Annotated in this window: 18 protein-coding genes; 12 read left to right on the top strand and 6 right to left on the bottom strand. The window is 53.1% G+C overall.

The features are described 5' to 3' along the window. Positions 1-1,289: 1,289 nt before the first annotated feature. The 5 genes from MUN86_RS00315 to crcB all read left to right on the top strand — a co-directional run bounded on the left by MUN86_RS00315 (position 1,290) and on the right by crcB (position 4,896). Complete coding sequence (locus MUN86_RS00315; RefSeq protein WP_245120498.1) at positions 1,290-2,015, top strand: glycosyltransferase; 726 nt, start codon at positions 1,290-1,292, stop codon at positions 2,013-2,015. 302 nt (positions 2,016-2,317) lie between these two features. Further along, positions 2,318-3,310: a porphobilinogen synthase gene (gene hemB / locus MUN86_RS00310; RefSeq protein ID WP_245120496.1), complete on the top strand. Its 993-nt coding sequence runs from the start codon at positions 2,318-2,320 to the stop codon at positions 3,308-3,310. Positions 3,311-3,420: 110 nt separating this feature from the next. Beyond that, on the top strand, positions 3,421-3,927 hold the full coding sequence (locus tag MUN86_RS00305; RefSeq protein ID WP_245120494.1) for a GNAT family N-acetyltransferase: 507 nt from the start codon (positions 3,421-3,423) through the stop codon (positions 3,925-3,927). Positions 3,928-4,015: 88 nt separating this feature from the next. Next, a complete protein-coding gene (locus MUN86_RS00300; RefSeq protein ID WP_245120492.1) occupies positions 4,016-4,420 on the top strand; it encodes an EamA family transporter in 405 nt (134 codons plus the stop codon). A gap of 98 nt (positions 4,421-4,518) precedes the next feature. Further along, a complete protein-coding gene (gene crcB, locus MUN86_RS00295) occupies positions 4,519-4,896 on the top strand; it encodes a fluoride efflux transporter CrcB (protein WP_245120490.1) in 378 nt (125 codons plus the stop codon). 33 nt (positions 4,897-4,929) lie between these two features. Here crcB and MUN86_RS00290 read toward each other — a convergent pair whose 3' ends face one another. Both MUN86_RS00290 and MUN86_RS00285 read right to left on the bottom strand, forming a co-directional pair. Then, positions 4,930-5,514, bottom strand: a complete 585-nt coding sequence (locus tag MUN86_RS00290) for a hypothetical protein (protein WP_245120488.1) — start codon at positions 5,512-5,514, stop codon at positions 4,930-4,932. Between the two features lie 40 nt (positions 5,515-5,554). Next, positions 5,555-6,991: an APC family permease gene (locus MUN86_RS00285; RefSeq protein WP_245120486.1), complete on the bottom strand. Its 1,437-nt coding sequence runs from the start codon at positions 6,989-6,991 to the stop codon at positions 5,555-5,557. Positions 6,992-7,199: 208 nt separating this feature from the next. Between MUN86_RS00285 and MUN86_RS00280 the strand changes: the two genes are divergently transcribed. The 3 genes from MUN86_RS00280 (at position 7,200) to MUN86_RS00270 (ending at position 10,419) form a co-directional block, all read left to right on the top strand. Beyond that, positions 7,200-8,162, top strand: a complete 963-nt coding sequence (locus tag MUN86_RS00280; RefSeq protein ID WP_245120484.1) for a cation diffusion facilitator family transporter — start codon at positions 7,200-7,202, stop codon at positions 8,160-8,162. Between the two features lie 197 nt (positions 8,163-8,359). Continuing rightward, a complete protein-coding gene (locus MUN86_RS00275) occupies positions 8,360-9,559 on the top strand; it encodes a glycoside hydrolase family 1 protein (RefSeq protein ID WP_245120482.1) in 1,200 nt (399 codons plus the stop codon). 122 nt (positions 9,560-9,681) lie between these two features. Next, complete coding sequence (locus MUN86_RS00270) at positions 9,682-10,419, top strand: phospholipase D-like domain-containing protein (protein WP_245120480.1); 738 nt, start codon at positions 9,682-9,684, stop codon at positions 10,417-10,419. A 121-nt stretch (positions 10,420-10,540) separates the two neighbouring features. Here the strand turns inward: MUN86_RS00270 and MUN86_RS00265 are convergent, their stop codons facing one another. Then, positions 10,541-12,175, bottom strand: coding sequence for a PA14 domain-containing protein (locus MUN86_RS00265; protein ID WP_245120478.1), 1,635 nt, complete (start codon positions 12,173-12,175; stop codon positions 10,541-10,543). 692 nt (positions 12,176-12,867) lie between these two features. Between MUN86_RS00265 and MUN86_RS00260 the strand changes: the two genes are divergently transcribed. The 4 genes from MUN86_RS00260 to MUN86_RS00245 all read left to right on the top strand — a co-directional run bounded on the left by MUN86_RS00260 (position 12,868) and on the right by MUN86_RS00245 (position 16,543). After that, positions 12,868-13,236 carry a DMT family protein gene (locus tag MUN86_RS00260; protein WP_245120476.1) on the top strand — a complete coding sequence of 123 codons (369 nt, stop codon included), beginning with the start codon at positions 12,868-12,870 and terminating at the stop codon, positions 13,234-13,236. A gap of 79 nt (positions 13,237-13,315) precedes the next feature. Continuing rightward, positions 13,316-13,612, top strand: a complete 297-nt coding sequence (locus tag MUN86_RS00255; RefSeq protein ID WP_245120474.1) for a CD225/dispanin family protein — start codon at positions 13,316-13,318, stop codon at positions 13,610-13,612. Then, entirely contained in the window at positions 13,613-14,023 is a 411-nt protein-coding gene (locus tag MUN86_RS00250; RefSeq protein WP_245120472.1) for a DUF2752 domain-containing protein, read from the top strand. It abuts the gene before it with no gap. Between the two features lie 180 nt (positions 14,024-14,203). After that, entirely contained in the window at positions 14,204-16,543 is a 2,340-nt protein-coding gene (locus MUN86_RS00245; RefSeq protein ID WP_245120469.1) for a patatin-like phospholipase family protein, read from the top strand. Positions 16,544-16,627: 84 nt separating this feature from the next. Here MUN86_RS00245 and MUN86_RS00240 read toward each other — a convergent pair whose 3' ends face one another. From MUN86_RS00240 to MUN86_RS00230, 3 genes are all read right to left on the bottom strand, one after another. Beyond that, a complete protein-coding gene (locus MUN86_RS00240; RefSeq protein WP_245120467.1) occupies positions 16,628-17,431 on the bottom strand; it encodes an MIP/aquaporin family protein in 804 nt (267 codons plus the stop codon). A 70-nt stretch (positions 17,432-17,501) separates the two neighbouring features. Continuing rightward, the gene (locus MUN86_RS00235) at positions 17,502-18,278 is read right to left on the bottom strand and encodes an alpha/beta fold hydrolase (protein WP_245120465.1); all 777 of its coding nucleotides are present in this window, start codon (positions 18,276-18,278) and stop codon (positions 17,502-17,504) included. Positions 18,279-18,456: 178 nt separating this feature from the next. Next, positions 18,457-21,627 (bottom strand): fibronectin type III domain-containing protein, encoded by a 3,171-nt coding sequence (locus tag MUN86_RS00230; protein WP_245120463.1) that lies wholly within the window; start codon positions 21,625-21,627, stop codon positions 18,457-18,459. Between the last annotated feature and the right edge of the window lie 367 nt (positions 21,628-21,994).

Below are 21,994 nucleotides of genomic sequence, written 5' to 3'. Positions count from 1 at the left end.
GACAACAGGTGATGATCAATGTCTGATGCTTATTAAAAAAGACTGACTGTGTTGCTAAACAACGCTATCAATCTAGTTTATAAGGCAAAAATTTCATTGCTGCTTTTAGGACAATTTATAGTTACAATGCAGTTTCAGCTGAACTGTTCATTAATAGCTACCGTCCGAAAGATAATGAACACCATTTTAGTACGGTAATCTTCTAAGTTTAAATTGGCACGGACCTAGTTTGTTATGTGGACGCATCGTTTTTTTTGCTGCGCTATACAGTTAACAATGATGCTGTTGTAGCTAGTGCAGCCGAATATGCAACGGTCCTCATTATATCAGACTGACTGTTGCTCTTAGCACCGAGTTATAAACCTTTGAAGTTGTGGTGCAGCAACTAGTGTTTGTATTTAGTAGCAGAACCGTTCATCTACATACCTATTGCATACGGTAGCTCCCTTAAATATAACGAGTGTTACCATATACGCAGGATTAAATACCAAATATACTATATAAGTATCTGTTCCTTACTCCAATAGAGTAATTGAAACTCGAACAACCTATTCCTTTCTCTATGATAGCCGCTGGAGGGTTCCTTATTAGCAACTATTTACTTTTGCGTAACATGCGGTCTGTATCGGCAAGAGAAGTCCGAAGTACTATGGCAATCGTAAATTGGCTATGTACTAGTAGCAAAGTTATGTTGCATAGCTATACTTTGTGTACATATATCCACTAACTGAGCTTATACGCTTAGGGAATGGTATCCAAATATTTTAATGGTTCTAACGATTTTCTTGTACTAGACTCATAACTTTGCACTTTGCCTCAAAGAATAGATAATACTATATACTCTTCGAATCTGCCATACTACAGTATGGCACAGCATTAAAAACGGCAACTATTTTATAAAATCTCTTTAGATTCGCTCTATGTCCCTCAAAATATTGTTACTCTCTCACAAATTCCACCCCGACATTGGGGGTATAGAGGTCAACTCTGAAATCTATGCCAGTGCTTTTGCGGGCGCAGGACATGAGGTTCGTATTTTAACTTGGTCGAGTACGGTCACAGCTGAAGACGCAAAGTTCCCGTTCAAAATCGTTCGAAACCCTAGTACCTCACAGCTCTTCAAGCAGCACGAGTGGGCCGATATTGTTTTCGAAAACAATCCGTGTGTCCGTTTAGCATGGCCAGCTGTGTTCTTTGGTCGGCCTTCCGTCATTGCTTTGAATACGGCAATAGAATGGGATAGCAGTGCTAGTTGGTTGAAGCGTAACTGGTTGAAAAGGGCTGATTCTGTGATTTCAGTTAGCGAAGCGGTACGCAAGCAAAACTGGCCTGCGTCTTCGGTTATTGGAAATCCTTACCGGGCTAAGGATTTCATGATGATTCCGGATGTAGATCGAACAAACAACTTCGTATTTCTGGGACGCCTTGTTTCCCAGAAAGGAGTTGCTATGGCTATCCAGGCCTTCCATCAAGTACTAACTAAGCTAGATGAGGTAGAGCAGGACGCTGATAAGCCTTCTCTCACTATTATTGGCGACGGCCCAGAGCGTGAAAACCTAGAGGCACTAGTGGCTTCTCTTGGGATAAAAGCCTATGTGCATTTTATCGGCTTCCTAGAAGGACGAGCCTTAGCTAGAGAACTGAACCGTTATCGGTATCAACTGGTGCCGTCGTTGTACGGGGAGGCTTTCGGTAACGTGGTGCTGGAGGGAATGGCTTGTGGATGTTTACCTATTGTTTCGAACAGTGATGGGCTGCCTGATGCCGTTGGCAAGGCGGGACTGGTTTTTCAGCGTGGCAGTGTGGAATCGTTGGCAAGCACCATCTTGGGCATCCTGCATGATCCGAACCTAGAGCTAGAGCTTAGACGGGCGGCCCCCGCTCACCTATCAGCTCATCAGCCCGAAGTAGTAGCGGCGCGCTACTTGCGGATTCTAGAAGCTGCGGCGGGCTATAAGCGAGTAAACTCTCTTAGCGAAGTAGCAACAACTACTGCCTTGCCGGTTAGCCAGTAAAGCTAAATGTTGCCCTTATGTTAGCTATATGTTGGCTACTAACCTGGCTACGGTAATAGCAACTATCAGCTTAATAGGCGCTTAGTTGAAAGTCAAATAGCAAAAGCCCCTGCTCTCGAAGTGAGAGCAGGGGCTTTTGCTATTAGCTGCTACTAGTGAGACTGTAGTTCCTATCAATGAGTCGGTAGCGCTACCAACAAATCAGTGAAAGAAAGCTTTTTGCATCCAAGAAACACTGCTCTCCAACGCAACCTTACCTTTATTTCAGTTGTTTTGTCCTGTCTTATCAACTGAACAAACCTATGCCTCAGCTCCCCACGCACCGTCCGCGCCGCAACCGCAAATCAGCCGTTATTCGGGACATGGTGCAGGAAACCAGACTCACCACCCACGATTTTATATACCCTGTCTTTCTTATTGAAGGTGAAAACCAAACGCTTGAGGTAAGTTCAATGCCAGGCATTCACCGTTTCACGGCTGACCGACTTATCGATGAAATTGGACGGTGCGTAGAGCTGGGGATTCACAGCTTTGCACCTTTTCCGAGTATTAATGATGCCCTGAAAGACCGACTAGCGAAAGAAAGCGCTAATCCCGAAGGCCTTTATCTGAAAACTGTAGCCGAAATCAAACGTCAGTTTCCAGAGGTCATGATTATGACTGACGTCGCTATGGACCCCTATAGCTCTGATGGTCATGATGGCGTGGTAGACGCAGAATCTGGTGAGATCCTAAACGATGCTTCCTTGGAAGTACTCGGGCAAATGGCATTGGCCCAAGCCCGCGCCGGAGCCGATATTATTGGCCCTTCCGATATGATGGACGGCCGCGTGGCTTGGATTCGAGACGTGCTCGACAGCAATGCTTTCAACCACGTCAGCATCATGAGCTATACGGCCAAGTATGCCTCTGCTTTCTATGGCCCCTTCCGCGACGCGCTGGATTCAGCTCCTAAGAAAGGCGACAAAAAAACCTACCAGATGAATCCAGCCAACCGTCGGGAGGCCCTGCGCGAGCTAGTTCTCGACGAGCAGGAAGGCGCCGATATGGTAATGGTGAAGCCAGCTTTGAGCTATCTGGACGTAATTATGGATGTGAAAGCTCACACCAACTTACCTGTAACGGCCTACAACGTATCGGGCGAGTATGCTATGGTGAAAGCGGCGGCGCAAAATGGCTGGCTCGACGGCGAGAAAACCATGATGGAAGTTCTGACCAGCATTAAGCGGGCCGGAGCCGATGCTATTCTCACGTATTTCGCGAAAGAAGCTGCCGAAGTGCTGCGCCGAGGGTAATTGAACGGTTATTTTAACGCAAACAAAATTGGGCAAGTCCAGTGGTTAGTACCGCTAGATTTGCTCAATTTTGTTTCTTGGCTCTTCTTATCGACTTACCTATCTAATGTATGGTCTTGCGCCGTGCTACTGCTACTGACTTGCCCGCTATTGTCGCACTGGTGCGCCGCGTGGTGCCGTTGATGAATGAAGCGGGCAACTTCCAGTGGTCGGTCGATTACCCGAACGAATCTGTTTTCCAAAACGACATCAACCAACAACAGCTTTGGGTAGCGGAACTGGAAGGGCAAGTAGCAGGCGTGGCAGCACTTACACGCGACCAGGACGAAGAATACAGCCAGGCTGATTGGGACGTTACTGAGCCGGCCCTAGTGACGCACCGCCTTGCCGTCGACCCTTCTACGCAGGGCCGGGGAGTAGCGGCAGCCCTTCTACAACAGGCCGAAGTGCTTGCAGCCGAGCAAGGATTGAAGGTGTTGCGCGTTGATACCAATTCCGAAAACGTGGCCACCCAGCGGCTCTTTCCGAAGCTAGGATACCGGTTTGCGGGCGAAATTACCCTGGCGTTTCGGCCGGGACTGCGCTTTTTCTGCTATGAAAAGCAGTTAGTAGGATAGAGTACTAGCTGTCAGCTAGTAGCTGCCATTGCCTGTTTGTATTGTTGATTCGTACACTGGCAATTAGCAACTCGTAATTGACAGTTCAATGTGGTGGACCTATGCCTTGCTCTCGGCAGTTTTTGCTGCTCTCACCGCTATCCTAGCCAAAGTGGGCATCAAAGGGGTAAATTCTGACCTAGCCACGGCTATTCGGACCGTTGTGATTTTGGTAGTTGCTTGGGGTATTGTTCTCGCCCGCGATAGCGCCACTGACTTCTATTCCCTTACGCCCCGCAACTGGCTGTTTCTGGTGTTATCGGGTATGGCAACGGGGTTATCGTGGATATTTTACTTTAAGGCATTGCAGCTAGGCAAGGTGTCGCAGGTAGCACCCGTTGATAAATTGAGCGTGGCTATTGCGATTGTGCTGTCGGTACTATTTCTGGGTGAGACACTTACGCTGAAAGTAGCTTTAGGCGCAGCACTTATCATTGGGGTACGCTGGTGTTGATTCTGTGAGATGAACAGGCGGGTTGATGAGATTTAGAATCTAAACGCGCAGATTCGCATGCCCACGAGCCATACTCTACTACACTTCACTACTCTATCATGCTTCGATTTCTAGCTGTTGTTGCCGTCGGTGGAGCCGTAGGGAGTGTAAGCCGCTACTTGGCGCAAATGGCCGTGGTCCGGCATTTCACGCACCCTTTCCCGTTGGGCACACTACTAGTCAACGTGTTGGGTTGTTTGCTGATAGGCTTGTTCTACGCACTAGCCGAAAAAGGAACGTTGGCCTCACCAATACTACGGCTCCTGCTTACCACGGGCTTCTGTGGCGGCTTCACTACATTCTCTACCTTCTCTTACGAAACGCTTACCCTGCTTGAAACTGAGCATTATTTGTTAGTGGCCCTATACGTAGCCGGCAGCGTGCTGCTCGGCCTACTGGCTACATTCGCCGGGGTGGCACTGGTACGGGCTTGGTAGTTAGCAATTTATTATAGCTCGGTTTCAACGGTGTTATTCGTTGGAAGCCTTATACGCTTCTAAAGCCTGAAGTTCTTGCTGAATTTTTGCTTCCCAAACGGCCTGAGTGCCAGGCAACGTGCCGTAATCGGTTTCTTCTGCATATTCTGCCTGGCGTATTTGCGAAGCCTTCATCTGCTGATTGACCAAGTCATTAATATCAGGCTTACCGATGAGGATCATCTTTTTAACCCCTGCGCGAGCCTGCTGCCTGAGGCGTCGAACGTATATTTCTTGAATGTCGAATAAAGTTTGGTGAAATAGAATCTGCTGTTCTATAGCGGCCGGGTTGTTTGTATCTATCCACGAAGCGGTGCGCAACATTTGGTTGACGATGATATCATTGCTACGCTTACCGAGCAGGTCGTATGTATGGCCGTCCATACTAAAACTGAATGCGGCGTTGCTGCCCTTCAAGTTATTGTGAGGCTTAAGTGGCATCTGAAAGTCGGCGGCACAGAGACGACGAGTGGCGCTCCACCGCAAGTACTCAGTATCAGATGTGGTTGACACTTGTGCACAGGCAGAAAAACCTGATAAAGCTGACCAGATTAAAAAAAGATAAAATAAACGTCTCACAATACTAAATAAAAGACAAGTGTTCTAGCAAAAATATAATTTACTTCTCAAACGGCCACCTTCCCAGTCGGCGGCTCCAAAGCAAGAACACGATGCTGCCCAACGCCATCATCAGCAAGGCGGCTACTTGGAAGGGCAGAAAAATGCGGGTGCTGGCATCTTCGTACAGCACGGCGCCATCTTTGATACTCGCAAAAACCCACAGCCATACCACCACGGCTACTACCACTGGCAGCGGATACAAAGGCATTTTGAAGGGCAGTCCTTGGGTGCCGCGCCGTCGGCGTAGTAGTACCAGCCCCACCGCTTGCCCCACGAATTGCACTAGAATTCGCATAGCTAAGATGGCGCTGATGACCTCTCCTAACCGAAACAGTAAGCTGAACACAAAGCCTACGCCTCCTAGTATCAGCAAGGACACATGTGGAAATTCCTTAGTAGGATGGGTCTTGGCGAAAACCGGCAAAAACTCGCCATCGGCTGCCGCCGCATACGGAATGCGGGAGTAGCCCAACAACACAGCAAACAACGACGCAAATGCCACCCACAGCACCAGTGCCGTTGCGGCTTTGGCGGCGGTGGCACCGTAGATTTTCTCTACGAAGGAGCTTACAATAAACTGGGATTTGCTGGCTTCCTGCCACGGTATAACGGTTCCTACACTCCAGTTGAGGAGCAGATACAACGCCATAATGCCTAGGATGCTCAAGAAAATACTGCGCGGAATAACTTGTTGCGGGTTCGTTATTTCGCCGCCCAGATGGCACACGTTGTAGTAGCCCAGATAAGAGTAAATGGTTTTGACGGCCGCTTGCCCCAGTGCTGCCGAGAGCAGTAGGCCCGTCAATTGCCCGTCGTGCCATGACAACAACCCGCCAACCCCACCAGCGGGGAGCCAAGCTACCGCATGGTTTGCGTGGGTAAGGCCGCCGAAAATCAACCAACCCATCAAGCCCAGTACGCCCACCCAAAGCATGACTCCGAGCCGACCAATATCGTCGATGCGACGGTAGAGCAGCGCAATCAGCAGCAAGACCACGCCTCCCGATACCACTTTGGGTTGCCACGTATCGTTGAGAGGCACCAGATAGCTGAAGTATTGCGCGAAGCCAATGGCGCCCGACGCCACAACCAGCGGAGCTTGTACCAACGTTTGCCACACGTAAAGAAACGACATCAACCGGCCCCATTTCTGTTCGCCGTAGGCTAGCTTCAGAAACCGGTAAGATCCTCCTGCTTCGGGGTAAGCGGCGCCTAACTCACTCCAAATCAACCCGTCTATCAGCGCTAGTACTGCGCCGGCCAACCAGCCAAGCAGGAAGTTCGGCCCCATGAACCCCATCACCAGCGGCAACGTAACGAAGGGCCCGATACCCACCATGTCAATCATGTTGAGCGCCGTGGCCTGGATCAGCCCCAAGCGCCGACGAAGTGGAGCAGCAGAAGCAACCGAGTTGGGAGTAGCAGGTTCAGCCATAGGGGCGTAAAAGTCGGATTAAATGGAATTGTTCGAGGCAAAAGTTTAGCCGGCTGCTTTTTGATTGGCCCTGCGTGCCCTAACCTGCCTGCGCCGGCACAGTTTAGCTACGTCTTCTTGAATACGCGTTTCGTCAACCTCGCTTTGCATAGCTTCGTACCGTCAGTAGCCTGTTTGCTTTATTTAGGGCTGCTAAACTACGTCGTTCATGTCTGCTGGATCTTCTAAAATTGCCATCTACGGGGCTATTGGGGCCAATGTCGCCATTGCTATTTCCAAGTTTGTGGCGGCTTTCTTCACTGGTAGCTCGGCTATGCTCTCGGAAGGTATTCACTCCCTCGTGGACAGTGGCAACGGGATTCTGATTCTGTACGGCGTAAAACAGGCCGAGAAGCCAGCTGATACCCGTCACCCCTTCGGGCGCAGCAAAGAACTGTATTTCTGGTCGCTGATTGTGGCCATTCTGGTATTCTCGGTAGGTGGCGGCATGTCGTTCTACGAAGGTGTTGAGCACTTGCGGCACCCTTCGCCCATCACTGACCCTACCTGGAACTACGTGGTACTTGGCTTATCGCTCTTGTTCGAGGGCATTTCCTGCTTCTTAGCGTTCCGTGAGTTCAACAAGGGCCGGGGCGAATCTGGCTTCTTGGAAACGCTGGGCCGCAGCAAAGACCCTTCGGTTTTCGCCATTCTGATGGAAGATATGGCTGCTTTGGTTGGCTTGGTCATAGCGTTGGCAGGCGTTTACTTCGGGCACCTGCTCAACAATCCATTCTTTGACGGAGGCGCCTCCATTTGTATTGGCATCCTGTTGGTATCGGTGGCTATCTTCTTGATTTACAAAACCAAGGGCCTGCTAGTAGGTGAAGGGGTAGATGATGAGACGCTGGATGGTCTTGAGGCGTTAGCCCGTCAGGATCATGCAGTAGAAGCTATTCGCCGGCCGCTTACCATGTATTTAGGTCCCCACGATGTCGTGCTTGCGCTTGACGTAGAGTTCCAGGATCATCTTTCGGCCAATGAAGTGGAGCAAGCTGTCCGACGACTACAAGACGTTATACGGGCCAAGTATCCTGACTTCAAGCGCATTTTTATTGAAGCCAAGTCCATTGCCGGCAAGCAACGCGCACCACTGGCCTCCGATTCTTCGGCCGTATCGCCGCAGATATAGCGGCACTAAATAGCGCCGGGTAAAGAAGATTTTTTGTGGGCAGGTCAATGTGAGTTGCTCTTGCGAGCTTGCCTACTGTTGTTGCAAACGCCGCAACGGTTTGCTTTCATCCCAGCAACTCAACCTTACCTTTTGCGGTAAAAGGTAGTTCATAAGCTTGGCAAAGCCGAAGCGTGTCCTTTTCCAACTCCGCACCTATGCCCCCTACTGGCAACAATCCCTTCCAATCATTTTGGATGGCTGGCTACGAATGCACCGATCAGCTCAACTGCTTTGGTCACCGCGTAGATTTTTTGCCGCTCACCGGCCATTTACAGCTCCTCGATCAAGACTATCAAGACCTTCAGCACCATAACCTAGGCACGGTACGCGAAGGCATTCGATGGAGCCAGATCGAGAAAACCCCTTACCAGTACGACTGGAGCACGGTGCGTACTATGCTAGCCGCAGGCCGGCGCCACGGCATTCAGCAGCTCTGGGACATTTGTCACTTCGGCTATCCCGACGACCTAACACCCTTGCACCCGATGTTTGCGCGGCGCTTTGCAGCACTATGCAGAGCCTTCGTACAATTATATCGGGAAGAACAGCCTGAAGGCGAGCTAATTGTGACTCCCATCAACGAGGTTAGCTTTATAAGTTGGCTGGGCGGTGACGCTCGGGGCACTGCTCCTTACTGTATACACCAAGGGTGGGAAGTGAAGTACGGCTTGATGCGAGCCTACATTGAAGGAGTACGGGCCATGCGTGAGGTTGACCCAAGCGTGCGAATTCTTACAACGGAACCGCTCGTCAATATCCGCCCTAGGGCAGGCTCCAATCACAACGAGAAAATTCGGGCGGCTGAACACCACGAAAATCAGTTTCAGGCGGTTGATATGCTAACGGGCCGCATGTGTCCTGAGCTCGGCGGCCGGCCCGAATACCTAGACATTCTCGGCTTCAACTTTTACTACGACAACCAATGGGATATCGAGCCCCGGGCCCGTATTCCGTGGGCCGATCGGCCCGCCGACCGTAGATGGCGCCCTTTGCGGCATTTGCTGGCAGACGCCCACAAGCGCTACCACAAGCCCGTCGTGCTTACCGAAACCAGCCACCCCGGCGTGGACCGGCCGCAATGGATGGATATGATTGGCAAGGAATGCGTTGCCGCGTTGCAAATGGGTGTACCCTTGTGGGGCGTGTGCCTCTACCCTATCCTCGACCGACCCGACTGGGATTTCCTGGACCAAGAGTGGCACCGTTCGGGGCTTTGGGATGCGGTAGTGCAGCCTGATGGTCCACCATTGCGCGTGCTTCATGAGCCCTATGCTAAAGCTTTGCAAAAAGCTCAAACTCGCGTGGCGAAGGCTCTCACTGGAATAGCTGTACCCCAAGAACTTACGCTGCCATAAGGTACCTCCGCAAAGAGTACTGAAGTTGAACACTTGGTGCAATGTTAGTCGAGCTTGAGGTAGAAGCTCTTACCCAAGGTCAAAGAGAGTGGTGTGCTATTCTAATCCATTACCTGCCAGCTATGTCGCAGAACTTGCACGGAACGAGCCGCTTAGCGGCTGCCACAACGGACTTGTTGCAGCACTTCAAGCGAGCTTTTGCCGACTCGACCCTGTCGATGGAGGAAGCGCGACAACTGCGGCAGCGCTTGGCTGAACACGGTCAGCATGGTACCGATTTGCACGAGCTTCGTCACGAGTTGTTTGTGCTAGCCCGTAGCCGGTTCAATAGCTTTCAGGATAAGGCAGTAGTGGAATGGCTGGAAGCGGCCAGCGCCTTGCTGTTGCCTCCGGCCACCCCACCGGCCCGCTCCACGCGGGCTGAAGTGCACTTCAGCCCAGGCACTGAATGCGTAGCCGCTATTCAGCGTTTTATTGGGCAAGCCGCGCGACAGCTGGACATCTGTGTGTTTACTGTAGCCGATGACCGGTTGACCAACGCCTTACTTGCGGCTCACCACCGGGGCGTACTGGTGCGCCTGCTCACCGACAACGATAAACTCTATGACCGGGGCTCGGATGTGCGTCAGCTTTTCGCGGCTGGTGTTCCGGTCCGCATTGATCATACCGAGTATCATATGCACCACAAGTTTGCCGTTGCCGACAAGCACACTGTATTAACTGGCTCTTATAACTGGACCCGGTCCGCCGCCGAGCACAACCTCGAAAATCTTGTTATCACCGATAACCACGCTACAGTACAGCCCTTCGTTCGTGAGTTTGAGCGTCTATGGGCACAGATGAGTGTGTTCACTGGATGAAAGCAATCCGGATTTCCTGTAGCTAGCCATAGGAAACCCCGTAGCAGAGAAGAGCGCAACGCCGCCTGGTGCTAAACTCCAGGCGGCGTTGCGCTCTTAACAATCGAGCTTGAAGAATATGCTATTCTGTAGGCGTCGTGGCTGTGGGGGCAGGAGCTTCAGCCGAGGGGCGCCGGATCTGCACAGGATGTTTGGTGTTCACCGTACCTACCGTCAAATTTAGAAAGTAGTCACCGGGGGGCAGGCTGCGGAAATCCAGCGTTTGGTGCTGAGCACCCACACTCTGGCGGCGATAGTCGGAAACCCGGACGGCCACGCCACGCTGGTTGTAGAGCACCCAACCAATAGGCTGCTCTACGTTGAGCTCATAAGCCATCTGCATCACCCCATTGCTTGGGTTAGGATATACGCTCAACTGATTGGCTCCCACCCCCGGAGCGCTTCGGCGCCCAGCAACTGGTGTCAAGACAACGGGCTTAATAGCCTCTAGTTTCCATTGCTGTGTCGGCCGGTTGCCGTAGCGACGTTGCTGTAGGCCCCCTTCCTCGGGCGTATTGGCGGTAATAGCCTTGCCGCTGTGCTTGGCGGTAATCTTATAGAAGCCTTCTTCTACTGGCTCAACTGACCAAAGCTGATTGTTGCCGCTATAGAAGGGCCACAGGCTTAGGGGTGTACCATTGGAAGTAGCACTACCCAATACTTCCAGCACCTTGCGTCCACCTTGCACCGCAATGCGGTAATAGCCGTTGCCAGCGCTTTCAATGCTCCATTGTGGCAAGCCATTCGTTGCCAGCTCTGCCGAAGGATTTACGGCCGCATTGGGCTGCGCCTGGTCAAGCACTTCCAGTGCCTTACCGTCGGAGCGGGCTGTTAAGGTGTAGACGCCCGGCACGAACGGAGTGGCAGCAGGAGCGGCGGATTTCTGAGTGGAAGTAGCTTTAGCTTCCGGAGCTGCTTCGGTGGCAGGGGCAGCAGCTGTTTTAACTTCCTTGACAGGCTTCGCCTCTTTCGTGGCTTTCGCTACGACTGGTTCTTTGGCGGGGGCTGCTGGTTTGGCAGCAACGGGTTGCTTTTCCTTGACCGGAGCTTTGGCTACTGGAGCGGGAGCAGGTGCAGCGGCCGGCGGACTACCCGCCCCGGCTGGGTCGGGTCCGGTGGAAGAACCTAGTGGGTATAGGTTGGCCGTAGGAATAGTTTGAGCAACTTGTCCGGGTGGGACCCACTGCAACTGAATCCGAGCATCGCCTTCTTCGTCGTAATACTCTAGTTTGATGCTGGTTTTCTCGCCGGCCGCCAGGTTGGCAGAGGCCCCGGCTGGATCAGCCTTCTTGCCGTCCCAGGTATCCAGCACTTTCTTGCCGTTCACCCACAGCCGTACCCCTTCGGCGGTAGCTACCGTGAATTTGTAACGCCCAGTGGTAGGAGCAGCCAGCAGCCCTTCCCAGCGCACCGAGAAGTTATCAATTGGCACTCCTGGTCCGGGGGAGCCGGGGCCCCACTGAAAATCAATGGCTGCATCTATTCGCTTAAGAGCAGGAGCCCCGGCCAAAGTGCCGTTGCTGAAGTAGACGGCTGTCAGCCCAGTGCCCGCACTCTGCATTGGGTCAGCCGCCGAAAATCGACTTACCAGCGGAGCGCTACCGCTAGCTATATGACCTGGCCGATCAAGGCTAGAGGCAGCGGCAGAAGCCGAGCCGCCTAGTGCTTCGCCGAGTATGCCGAGTCCGAGTATAGAACGGAATAAAATCTGTCGCACAGAATAAGAATAGTTGATGAACAAATTGGGAAAGTCCAAGAAACTGCACATCCCACCGCACAAGAAAAAGCATTTGGTGTCACTTCGTGTTCCCAACCAAACGAGCCCATTTACAGAGGCGGTACAATATAAAACAATTATACCAGCATCTTTCTAGCCTATTGTACAGACCTATTTTGATTTAAAACTTTTAGCGGCAAAGTGCAATATCAAAATACTATATTTGTTTATTCACCGTAACTGCTTGACAAGTTGAATCTGCTTCATGTTATGCAACTACCCCAAAGCTTAACTTTTTAGCTCGACAGTAGGATAATTCTTTTCCGGATGGATATTTTCGTTAGGCTGTGTTCGGTTTACCCTAGATGCTTCCAGCTTAGCAGGCAAGAACCTTACTTGGTTACAGCTTCCCGCACGGGTGCTCCAGACGCGCTATCCGAAGGCTTATTAGCTGTAGCGCTAAAGCCACTCTTCACAGCTTCAGCCATGCTTGATAAGGGTAATAGAGAAGTTCGCGAAGCTTGTAATGTTGGGCCACGACGAAGTAGCGATTGAGAACGACAAGCGGGGTAAACGAGCATGGCTGGCTCCAATACTAGAGCGGGCCTTATCATTCTAGACCAGCAAGCTGATTACTGCCGTAAGCTCCCGTATATGTGCTTTGTTTGTATGACTCCACCTTACGCTCCACGATGAAAAGCCTCTATACGGTTTCGCTGCTTGTTGTTTCTAATCTGTTTATGACGTTTGCCTGGTACGGGCACTTGCAATTCAAAAAGATAAGCTGGCTGCACGGCTTAGGGCTAGTAGGCGTCATTCTGATTAGTTGGGGGCTGGCGTTTTTCGAATACCTATTTCAGGTACCCGCCAATCGGTTAGGCTTCGAGGAAAATGGCGGACCCTTTAATCTGTTTCAACTCAAGGTGATTCAAGAGGTAGTTTCTCTCACCGTCTTCACGCTGTGTGCCGTGTACGTGTTCAAGACCGACAAACTGACCTGGAATCACCTGATTGGCTTTATGTTGCTGGTGGCTGCGGTGTATTTTATTTTCAAAAAATGACTGGTCTTAGTCCGGCGCGTAGGATTGTATCTGGAATTCGCTATTTTTCAGCGGTCTGCACATTCGTCTTCTCGTCCGCATGGAACAATCGTACACCTCGCCCACAGGTATTCCGCCCAAGAATTGGTTGGTAGAGTCTATTCTGGTTACCATCTTCTGCTGCCTACCCTTTGGCATTGTTGCCATTGTGAATGCCGCCAACGTTAATTCTCGTTTATCGGTCGGTGACTATGCGGGGGCGCAGGAAGCTTCGGTTAACGCAGGCAAATGGGTGAAATACGGGCTGATTGGGGGCGTGCTACAGGTGGTTATTCCTTTTGTGTTGGTGGCGGTGCTGGGAGCTGGTGGGGCCATTTTGCATGCGTTAGGCGTTTAAGTGATTTTGTATCGTCAGGGAAGAGGTTTGCTGGCACTGAGCTTATTGGCTGGGCTAGTGCTGGCCGCCCTTTATTTTCGCCTCGACCCGGCGCAGCACCCGTTTCCGCGCTGCTTGGTGCACTGGCTAACCGGCTTGCATTGCCCGGGCTGTGGCACCCAACGAGCCGTGCATGCTCTTTTGCATGGCCACTTCAAGCAGGCCATTGGGTTCAACTTGCTGGCGGCACTTGCCGCTCCTGTTTTGGTAGTTGGATCAGTGGAAGAACTGCGCGGGTGGCTTGCTAAGCGGCCGCGCCGCAACTCATTTCTGTATCGGCCCTGGTTTGGATGGAGCATAGCAACCTTCACGGTGCTGTTCACGGTGCTGCGCAATCTTCCGGGCCCCTTAGGCGCTTGGCTGGCACCCTGAACCAAATAAGCCTGACACATGTGTTTATGGATGCTTGCGTTAGCTGCTTACTTAGCAACAGGGTTTGCTGATCCCTATCTTATTTGTACTGGAGCTTACACTTCCGTATGCGCGCAACTTGTCTAGGACGGTTGCGTAGGAAACGCGCCTCTACAAGGTGGAGCTTACTTACTTGATTACATGCGAAAAACTCGCCGTATCCTCGAATTTTTACTATTGCTACTGCTCGTGGGCAGTCCGTTGGCACAAGCCCAAAAAGTAGGCTTGGTGCTGAGCGGCGGCGGCGCCAAAGGGCTAGCGCACGTGGGAGTGCTGGAAGTGCTGGAGAAGAACCGAATCCCCATCGACTACATCGTCGGGACGAGTATGGGGGCCATAGTGGGCGGCATGTACGCGGCGGGTTATTCACCCCGCGAGATAAAGGAGATTGTACTCAAGCCCGAGTTTCAGAACTGGGTGTCGGGCGAACCGCTCGAAGGCAAAGTCTACAACTACTACGACAACGACTACAACCCCGCGGCGCTGCACTTGCGCCTAGCCATCGACTCGACGCTGAAGGCCCGCGTGACGCCCAAGCTCGTGGATGATGTGACGCTGAATTACGTACTGGCCACCATGCTAGCCCCAGCCGGCGCTGTTTCTGGCTACAACTTCGATAAGTTGCTGGTGCCCTACCGCAGTGTGGCTTCCGAGGTATTTACGCGCAAAAAAGTGGTGCAGCGCGACGGCTCTTTGTCTGATGCCGTGCGCAACTCGATGGCTTTCCCACTGGCGTTTCGACCCATACGTCAGCCCGACGGCCGCTACCTCTTCGACGGGGCCGTGGTAGATAATTTCCCGACTGATGTGATGCGGGAAGAATTCAAGCCCGACATTATCATTGGGGTAAACGTGGGGGACGTGGCGTTCAATAAATACCCCAAAGAGAAAGACGACCAGCTGCTTACCAACACATTGCTATTTGTGGGCTTCAATGGCGCCGATACCACGTCGGTCGGTAGCAACGGGGTTTTTATTCAACCTAATCTAGATGGGTATACCGCCGCTGACTTTAACAGGGTGGGCCAGCTACTCATGCTAGGCAAACAAGCCACGGAGAAGAAGCTAGATGAATTGCTAGCCCGGATTCCGCGCCGCGAGGATACGCTGGCCTTACAGCAGCGCCGACGCGCTTTCCAGGAGCAGGCGCCTCGCCCCGAGTTCAAGGAAATAACGGTGCAAGGAGTGCCGCGCCAACAGCAAGAGTTTATTCGGCGATTCTTTCAGCGCACTGGCTCCAACTACTCGCCCGGTGATGTGGAAGAAGGCTACTACCGCCTCGTCAACAACGACTTTTTCAACAACGTCTACCCCCGCGTCCGCTACGACAGCCAACTGAAGGGCTACGTAATGAACCTGGATGCCCGCCAAAACAGCAACCTCACCACCGACCTAGGCGTGCTGTTGTCGTCGCGCTCAATGAGCAATTTCTATTTGGGTGGAGCCTACCGTTACCTCAACCGCCTGCTGTACACGGTGCAAGCTGATGCCACCATCGGGCGCTTTTACAACGGAGCGCAGGGTTCTTTTCGGATTAGTATTCCTGGCAATGCGCCGTTTTATTTCGAACCCATTATCACCTTCAACAACTTCAACTATCAGGATACCGGCGTTCTGCTTGGTAGCACCGCGCAGAATACGCAGTTGCAGCAGCGCGATTTACGAACGGGTTTTGTGGTAGGCTACAGCCCCAACTACCGCAGCCGGTTTATCGTAGGCGGCAGCTTGTTCACGAACCGCGACCGATTTGCCAATACCAATGAAATCAGTAGCGGAGCCGAGCTAGACGAAAGTCGCATGAAACGAGGGCTGACCGGCACGCTAGAATTTCAGCGTAACTCCCTAAACCGGCGGCAGTACGCTGTTAGTGGTCGGCGGGCCGAGATAAAGCTGCGCGGGGTACTCGGAGAGGAGGAATACACGCCTGGTTCCACTGCACCGGGGTTGTTGGCCCGCACCAAGGACCACCAGTGGCTGCAAGCGCGCTTCTATACCGAGCAGTATTTCACTTTCCACAAAGTGGATTCGGTGGGCCGCCGCGTGCACGCCTGGGGCTACACCGTGGATGCGGTAGCTTCCACGCAGGGCCGGTTTGCCACCTACCGCTCGTCACTCACGTCGGCGCCAGCATTCCTGCCCCTCCCCGACTCACGTACTCTGTTTCTGGATCGTTACCGGGGCACAACCTACGCAGCCGTGGGGCTGCGCTATATCAAGGCTATACTAGGGTCGTTGGAATGGCGAAGCGAAGTGTATGCGCACGCCTTGTTTCGCCCGTATGAGCGGGCGGAAAGCAACCCCTTGCTTGCTGCTCGCGGTAGCTTCAGCCGACCCTATCTCACGGCCATGACGGGTTTTGTTTACCAAACTCCCGTAGGTCCGGCCTCGCTTCAGTTCATTCACTACGACGACCCCGACCATAAATTCGGCGTGTTTGCTCACATCGGCTACGTCCTCTTCCGCGAAAGAGCCTTAGACTAGGCATTAGGTTGTTGAGTTAGTGCGCTTTCTACCCGCCTTGTGCTGATTGCGCCACTGAACTGTTACCCTCCCTGCTTTACACTTTCATTCGTCGGGGTACTGGGGTGGCTCTTCCTCGGGAGAGTGGGGCGACGAGGTACCGGGGCCACAGCCTGCTAGGATAGCGCAGTCTAAATCTTCGCCGTGGTAGAAGCGCCGGAACAGCACCGTTGCCAGCCACATAGCCAAGGGTGGGGCCACCCAGTAGAGCCACAGCCCGTGGTAGCTATTGGCTGCCAAAGCGGTGCCGAGGCTGCGTGCTGGGTTCAAGCTCATGCCCGAATACGGCGTTTCGATTAGGATATAGAGCGCAATGAGCCCACCCAGTAGCCAGCCCGTTATCTTCTTGAGTTTGCTGGAGTGCAAGGCTTTCAGCATTACCAGCATCAACAGAAAGGAGATAATGAACTCGGCCGCAAAAGCTAGCGCCTCACCCCCTGGCTTGGGTTGCGTTACGGCATATTTTACGGCGGGGTGGGCGTACAGCGGGCCCAGTACCAAGCTCATCAGCTGAGCGGCTACTATTGCGCCCACAAATTGCGCTACCACATACCAGACAGCATCGGGAAGGCGCACTTTGCCTAGTTGCCAAAAGGCCAGCGTCACGGCAGGATTGATGTGTGCCCCCGAGCGTTTGCCCCATGGGTTATAGACAATGGTCACCACAACGAAAAGCATAGCCGCTCCTAGCAGGCCACGTCGCACTACCTCATTCGGCAAGGCTTGCCGGACTGGCGACGCTGGGTGCTCCAGCAAAACGGTAAGCAAACTGGCGCAACTAATAAAGAAGGCCAGCCCAAGCGCTTCGGCCACATAGTGAGGCCAATGCCGACGCCACGCAACTATCATACGGCCCGAGAATGCTACTGTTTGCTGAGGTTCACGCACCTTTCCTCCAACGCAGCCGCCTGCCAACAAGTTAGTCTGCTCCCTGAGGAAGTTGCCGAGCAAAGGCTTGCAGCAGGTTTGCTACTTCCTCGGGTGCTTCGTAGGGCAGCAGGTGGCCAGCTCCGCCCACAATCTCGAGGTGGGTACCATCGGGGAGCAACGGCAGGGTTTCGAGCCCGTGCACCGACGGTGATAGCACTGCATCTTGGTCGCCGGCAAGCACGGTGCAGGGCACGCGCAACTGGTGCAGCCGGGCCGCTATGTTTTCGCGGCTGCCGTGTAGTAGCCACGCGTTCCAGGCGGCCTTGCTAGTATGCAGGTTGTCGTCGATGATTTGCTGCTGCACAGCGGCAGGCAATGTACGAGCCGTAATTGTAGCTAGCGTTTTTTCAGTTTCCGGGCGCTTTCCAAATGCTCGCAAGCTGCTCTGCCGGTCTTCTTCGGTCATGGGCTCAGGCGTGGGCGGCGACGGACTTAGCAGCGCTACGCCTAGCAACCCAACCGGCTGCCGAGCGGCTAGAGCCAAGGCAATTTTGCCACCCATGCTGTGCCCTACCAGTACGTACTGTTGCAGTTGCCGGCTTGCTATATACGCGGCTACCTCGTCGGCATAGGCATCGACAGTGAATCCGCCTGCTGGCGCTGGTGCATTACCAAAACCTCCTAGGTCGGGGGTTAGCACACCATATTCTGGGGCTAGCAGTTCAGCTACGGCTTGCCATTCTTTACCCGAACCGGCCCAGTAGTGCAAGCACACGAAAGTAAGTGGCGCAGCACCGGGCACAGACGACGAAGTTGGCAGTAACATAGAAACGGGGCTAAACACAATGCAAGCAACCAGCAGCTTGTCCTGAAGTTACGGGAGCATACGCAGTACGTGACTGACTTACCGATCTGAACAGCAAAAAGCCCGGCTTATCGTAAGCCGGGCTTTTTGCTGTTCAGATTGGCAAGATAGCTATCCGCTCGCCTTGCTGATTGATTTTCTATTCCACAACCACTTGCTTGGTAGCTAGTTGGTTGGCAGTTTGAATTTGTAGGGTGTACAGGCCCGCGGCGAGGCCGTCTACCTTCACTTGCGTTTCGGTACCGTTGGCGCCGAGCTGTACCGTGCGGGTTTGCACGGGCTGGCCCAGCATATTAATGAGCGTCAGCTTGGCCGTACGCTGACCTGCAATGGCCGGCAAATTCAGGGTGAAGGCGTCGTGCGCCGGATTGGGATACAAGGATATAGCCTGCGTCAAGGCGGCACTACGCGCCGAGAGAATCCGCGTGCTAAATCCAACCTCGATGCCCAAACGAGTTTTCAAGGTGGTGGTATTCACATCGGTCCAAGCGCCGGTAGCGGACGTCTGATAGAAGTACGTGTTGGGGCGCAGCGGGTCTTCCACCTGATACGCAATACCAACCCCACCCGATACCTCTTTCAACCCGACGAAGAAGGTGCCATTTACAGCTGTGTTCGTGACAGGCACCGTGACCACGCCGGCCGTAGTTGGCTTGGTTAGAGTAGGCGACGTGAAAACTACAGTGCCCGGCTGCCCGGTGGCCGTGGCATTGAGTATGACCACTTGGTATGTTGCTGCGGCCGTGGACGCCAGGAAAGTCAATCGAACTTCACCGATAGTAGATGGTGTATTGATGATGTGTTTAACCGCCAGCGTACCACCCGGATTTGTGCTTGAAACACTCACGGAGGTAGTAGTTGCTTGCCCCTCAACGTAATACGACAAGCTATTGGTCGTAACAGTTGTCGTGGTGGTTTGCGAATTGTTGGTATTCAACCCGTCGTCTGGCACCGTTACCGTTATGGTGTTACTGCCGGTAGCCGTTGGGGTATAGGTATCAAACGTAACGATAGCCGAGGCACCGGGTGCCAGCGTCGGCACTATTTTACCGTTTGCATACGGCGAGCTACCAGTCACCGCCAGAATGACCGGCACATTGGTCAGGGGCGACGAACCCAAGTTCTGCACAACTGCCTGGATTGTCTGCGGAGCCGATATGGGAGCTTTGCTTACGGAATAGATAATCTGAACTGCCGCATCGTTGGCAATGGTAGGCACGGCACAGATACCGAACTGACCGGTAGGTGTGGTGCCAAAGCTCCATACGCGGGCATACACCGTTGAACCGGGGGTAAGGCCGGTTGCTCTTGCGCTCGAAAAGAAATTGGTCGAGCTAATATCGTCACTGCAAGCTACTTCCGTAAGCGCACCACACGTACCGGTGTAGAGGACTAGCCCCATATCATTCACCGGCGAACCCGTTACGGCGCTAGTCGTGACCGTTACCCCACCAGAAGCAGGCACCACAATGCTATACCAGACATCGTTGTTAACGGGGGTTGCCGCTACAAAGCAGCCAGTACCGGTGGTCGAGCTTGGAGCGGGTACCCCCGTCGAAGCTGTGGCGCCTGCGTTGGAGGTGGTAATGGGCGTACACGTAGCCGCAGTGGCTAGGGCCGTGGCACCGGCGCAGTTGTCATTGGCCGGAGGCGGAGGCGACGTAGTAAACGTACGGGTGATGGCTGGCGTGGTGCCACCAGCTGAGCAAAGGGCTTGGATCGTTACGGTGTAGGCGGTGTTGGCCGTAAGGCCTGTAAGCGCCACCGGCGAGCCAGTAGGAGCTGGCGTTATGGTGGTCGTCATAGTCGGCGTAGCCGTTGGATAGTACGTCACGGTGTAGCTGGTATTGCCAGCTCCGGGCGTAAATATCAAGTTGGCCGATGTGGCAGTGATGTTGCCAAAAGACAGGGCTAACGGAGGAGCACATATTGCTACGGGCGTGCTGCTTGCACATATCGTGAATGGGCCCGTTGTGTCGGCAGAGCCATATCCCGACACGGCTACATAATAGGTGGTACTAGCGGTGAGTCCGGTTAGGTTCAGCGGAATTGATACTGTATTGTTGGCACCGCCCGAGGCGCAAGCTCTTTCCGTAAATGGCCCTGCTGCCCCGTTAGCGGAGCTAAATACGCGAATGTAGCCGGCCGCATTACCCGTCACTTGCAAAGTAGCTGCCGTGCTGCCCGCTCCACTCGCAGCCGTTGTGAACGTATACCACACGTCGCGGGGGGTGAGAGCAGCGCCGCAATTGTTGGGAGAAGCGCCAGGGTTAACGTAACCATTGGGAGGAGTGGTGGTAGCGCCCACGTTGGTGCCATTAGTCGGCACGCAAGTAGCGGAAATAGGCAGCGCAATAGCCCCAGACGGGTTATCGTTGCTTACGGCAAGCGTGGTGAATGTGGTGGTAACTACTGGCGAAGTGGTGCTTCCCGCACAATTGCTAGTGATGGTAACCGTGTACGCGGTATTGAGCGTGAGGCCAGTCAGGTTGATGGGGGAACCCGTGGGAGCAGGCGTTATGGTCGTAGCTGTGCCACCTGCGGGCGTGTAAGTTACCGTGTAGCTGGTGCTGGTTGCGCTAGGCGTAAAGGAGAGTTGCGCCGAAGTAGTCGTGATGTTGTTCACGTTCAAAGTTGCTATCGGGGCGCAAGCCAGCGGGTTAAGGCCAGTAAGCTGAATATTAGGCCGTAAGATGCTCAACGTTCCTACTGTGGTGGGTGGCGCATCGTCGGTTTGCCAGAACTGAGTCCGGTTATTGGTGCCAGTAGAGGAATAGCGAAACACCTTGCTAGCACTCGTTTCGTTGCCGGCCGCTGGAGTATTGGTTTCTACAATCACCTCTAAGTTGGCAGTACCGTCGTAGGCGAAAGGAGCCGTTAGAGGTACGCTCACCCATGTGTTAGCCGTGAACGAGGACGCTGGAATGGTAGCGTCGTACACCAAAGTGGCACCCGTTTCTTCAACTGCTACCGTGGTGGCCGCAGCGAAGGTGGCATTGCTTACCTTTTTGAGGTAAATTTTAGTGGCCGCAGCGCCCGGCGCATTGACCGCGTTGAGGTAAAAACCGATGCGGGTTAAATTACCGGTAGTTCCAATTTCGGCAGCGGTATAAATCATGGCGCTCCGCTCATAGCCCCACCACGTACCGAAAGGCTTGCGCCCGTTGGTGCCCGAGTCGACATTGCCAGCGGGAACTTCAATCTGTGCCCAGGCAGCAGGGGCCAGTAGCATAGCGGCAGCCATCGCTGTCAGTCGTGACCGAAGTCCGTCTGATACCCAAGAAATGAGTGAGTAAAAGTTTGCTTTCATTCGGAAAGGAATAAAAGGTGGAGGAAAGGAAAACTAAACAGACTTGATGCAAGAGTTGCAACCTCAAAGCGACACTTCAGCACACATACCCCGGTGTATAACCCAATGAATTATTTTTTGAACTAATCTAATACACAGAGCTTGCTGCTGTTAGCAGCATAAATGAATATATACTATTCAAAGCAATATTTAGTATTGTGTATCAGAAGATGAGGTAGGGCTTGCAAAAAGCTTAATTGATAAGAACTACGGGGCGAGACATAACCCTAGGGGACTCCGCACAGGAGCTAGACGGCTTATTCGCCGGCCCCAGCAACGATAACCCTTATCTCAAGCTCGCAACCTGTTTCGCAATCTGCAAGCCCAG

The organism is Hymenobacter volaticus, from assembly GCF_022921055.1.
In the GTDB taxonomy this organism is placed as follows: domain Bacteria; phylum Bacteroidota; class Bacteroidia; order Cytophagales; family Hymenobacteraceae; genus Hymenobacter; species Hymenobacter volaticus.
This window is presented reverse-complemented; position numbering and strand designations above follow the sequence as displayed.

Coding starts and splice junctions, on each gene's coding strand:
- hemB (WP_245120496.1), top strand. CDS start 2,318: ATGCCTCAGCTCCCCACGCACCGTCCGCGCCGCAACCGCAAATCAGCC.
- MUN86_RS00305 (WP_245120494.1), top strand. CDS start 3,421: ATGGTCTTGCGCCGTGCTACTGCTACTGACTTGCCCGCTATTGTCGCA.
- MUN86_RS00300 (WP_245120492.1), top strand. CDS start 4,016: ATGTGGTGGACCTATGCCTTGCTCTCGGCAGTTTTTGCTGCTCTCACC.
- crcB (WP_245120490.1), top strand. CDS start 4,519: ATGCTTCGATTTCTAGCTGTTGTTGCCGTCGGTGGAGCCGTAGGGAGT.
- MUN86_RS00285 (WP_245120486.1), bottom strand. CDS start 6,991: ATGGCTGAACCTGCTACTCCCAACTCGGTTGCTTCTGCTGCTCCACTT.
- MUN86_RS00280 (WP_245120484.1), top strand. CDS start 7,200: ATGTCTGCTGGATCTTCTAAAATTGCCATCTACGGGGCTATTGGGGCC.
- MUN86_RS00275 (WP_245120482.1), top strand. CDS start 8,360: ATGCCCCCTACTGGCAACAATCCCTTCCAATCATTTTGGATGGCTGGC.
- MUN86_RS00270 (WP_245120480.1), top strand. CDS start 9,682: ATGTCGCAGAACTTGCACGGAACGAGCCGCTTAGCGGCTGCCACAACG.
- MUN86_RS00260 (WP_245120476.1), top strand. CDS start 12,868: ATGAAAAGCCTCTATACGGTTTCGCTGCTTGTTGTTTCTAATCTGTTT.
- MUN86_RS00255 (WP_245120474.1), top strand. CDS start 13,316: ATGGAACAATCGTACACCTCGCCCACAGGTATTCCGCCCAAGAATTGG.
- MUN86_RS00245 (WP_245120469.1), top strand. CDS start 14,204: ATGCGAAAAACTCGCCGTATCCTCGAATTTTTACTATTGCTACTGCTC.
- MUN86_RS00240 (WP_245120467.1), bottom strand. CDS start 17,431: ATGATAGTTGCGTGGCGTCGGCATTGGCCTCACTATGTGGCCGAAGCG.
- MUN86_RS00235 (WP_245120465.1), bottom strand. CDS start 18,278: ATGTTACTGCCAACTTCGTCGTCTGTGCCCGGTGCTGCGCCACTTACT.
- MUN86_RS00230 (WP_245120463.1), bottom strand. CDS start 21,627: ATGAAAGCAAACTTTTACTCACTCATTTCTTGGGTATCAGACGGACTT.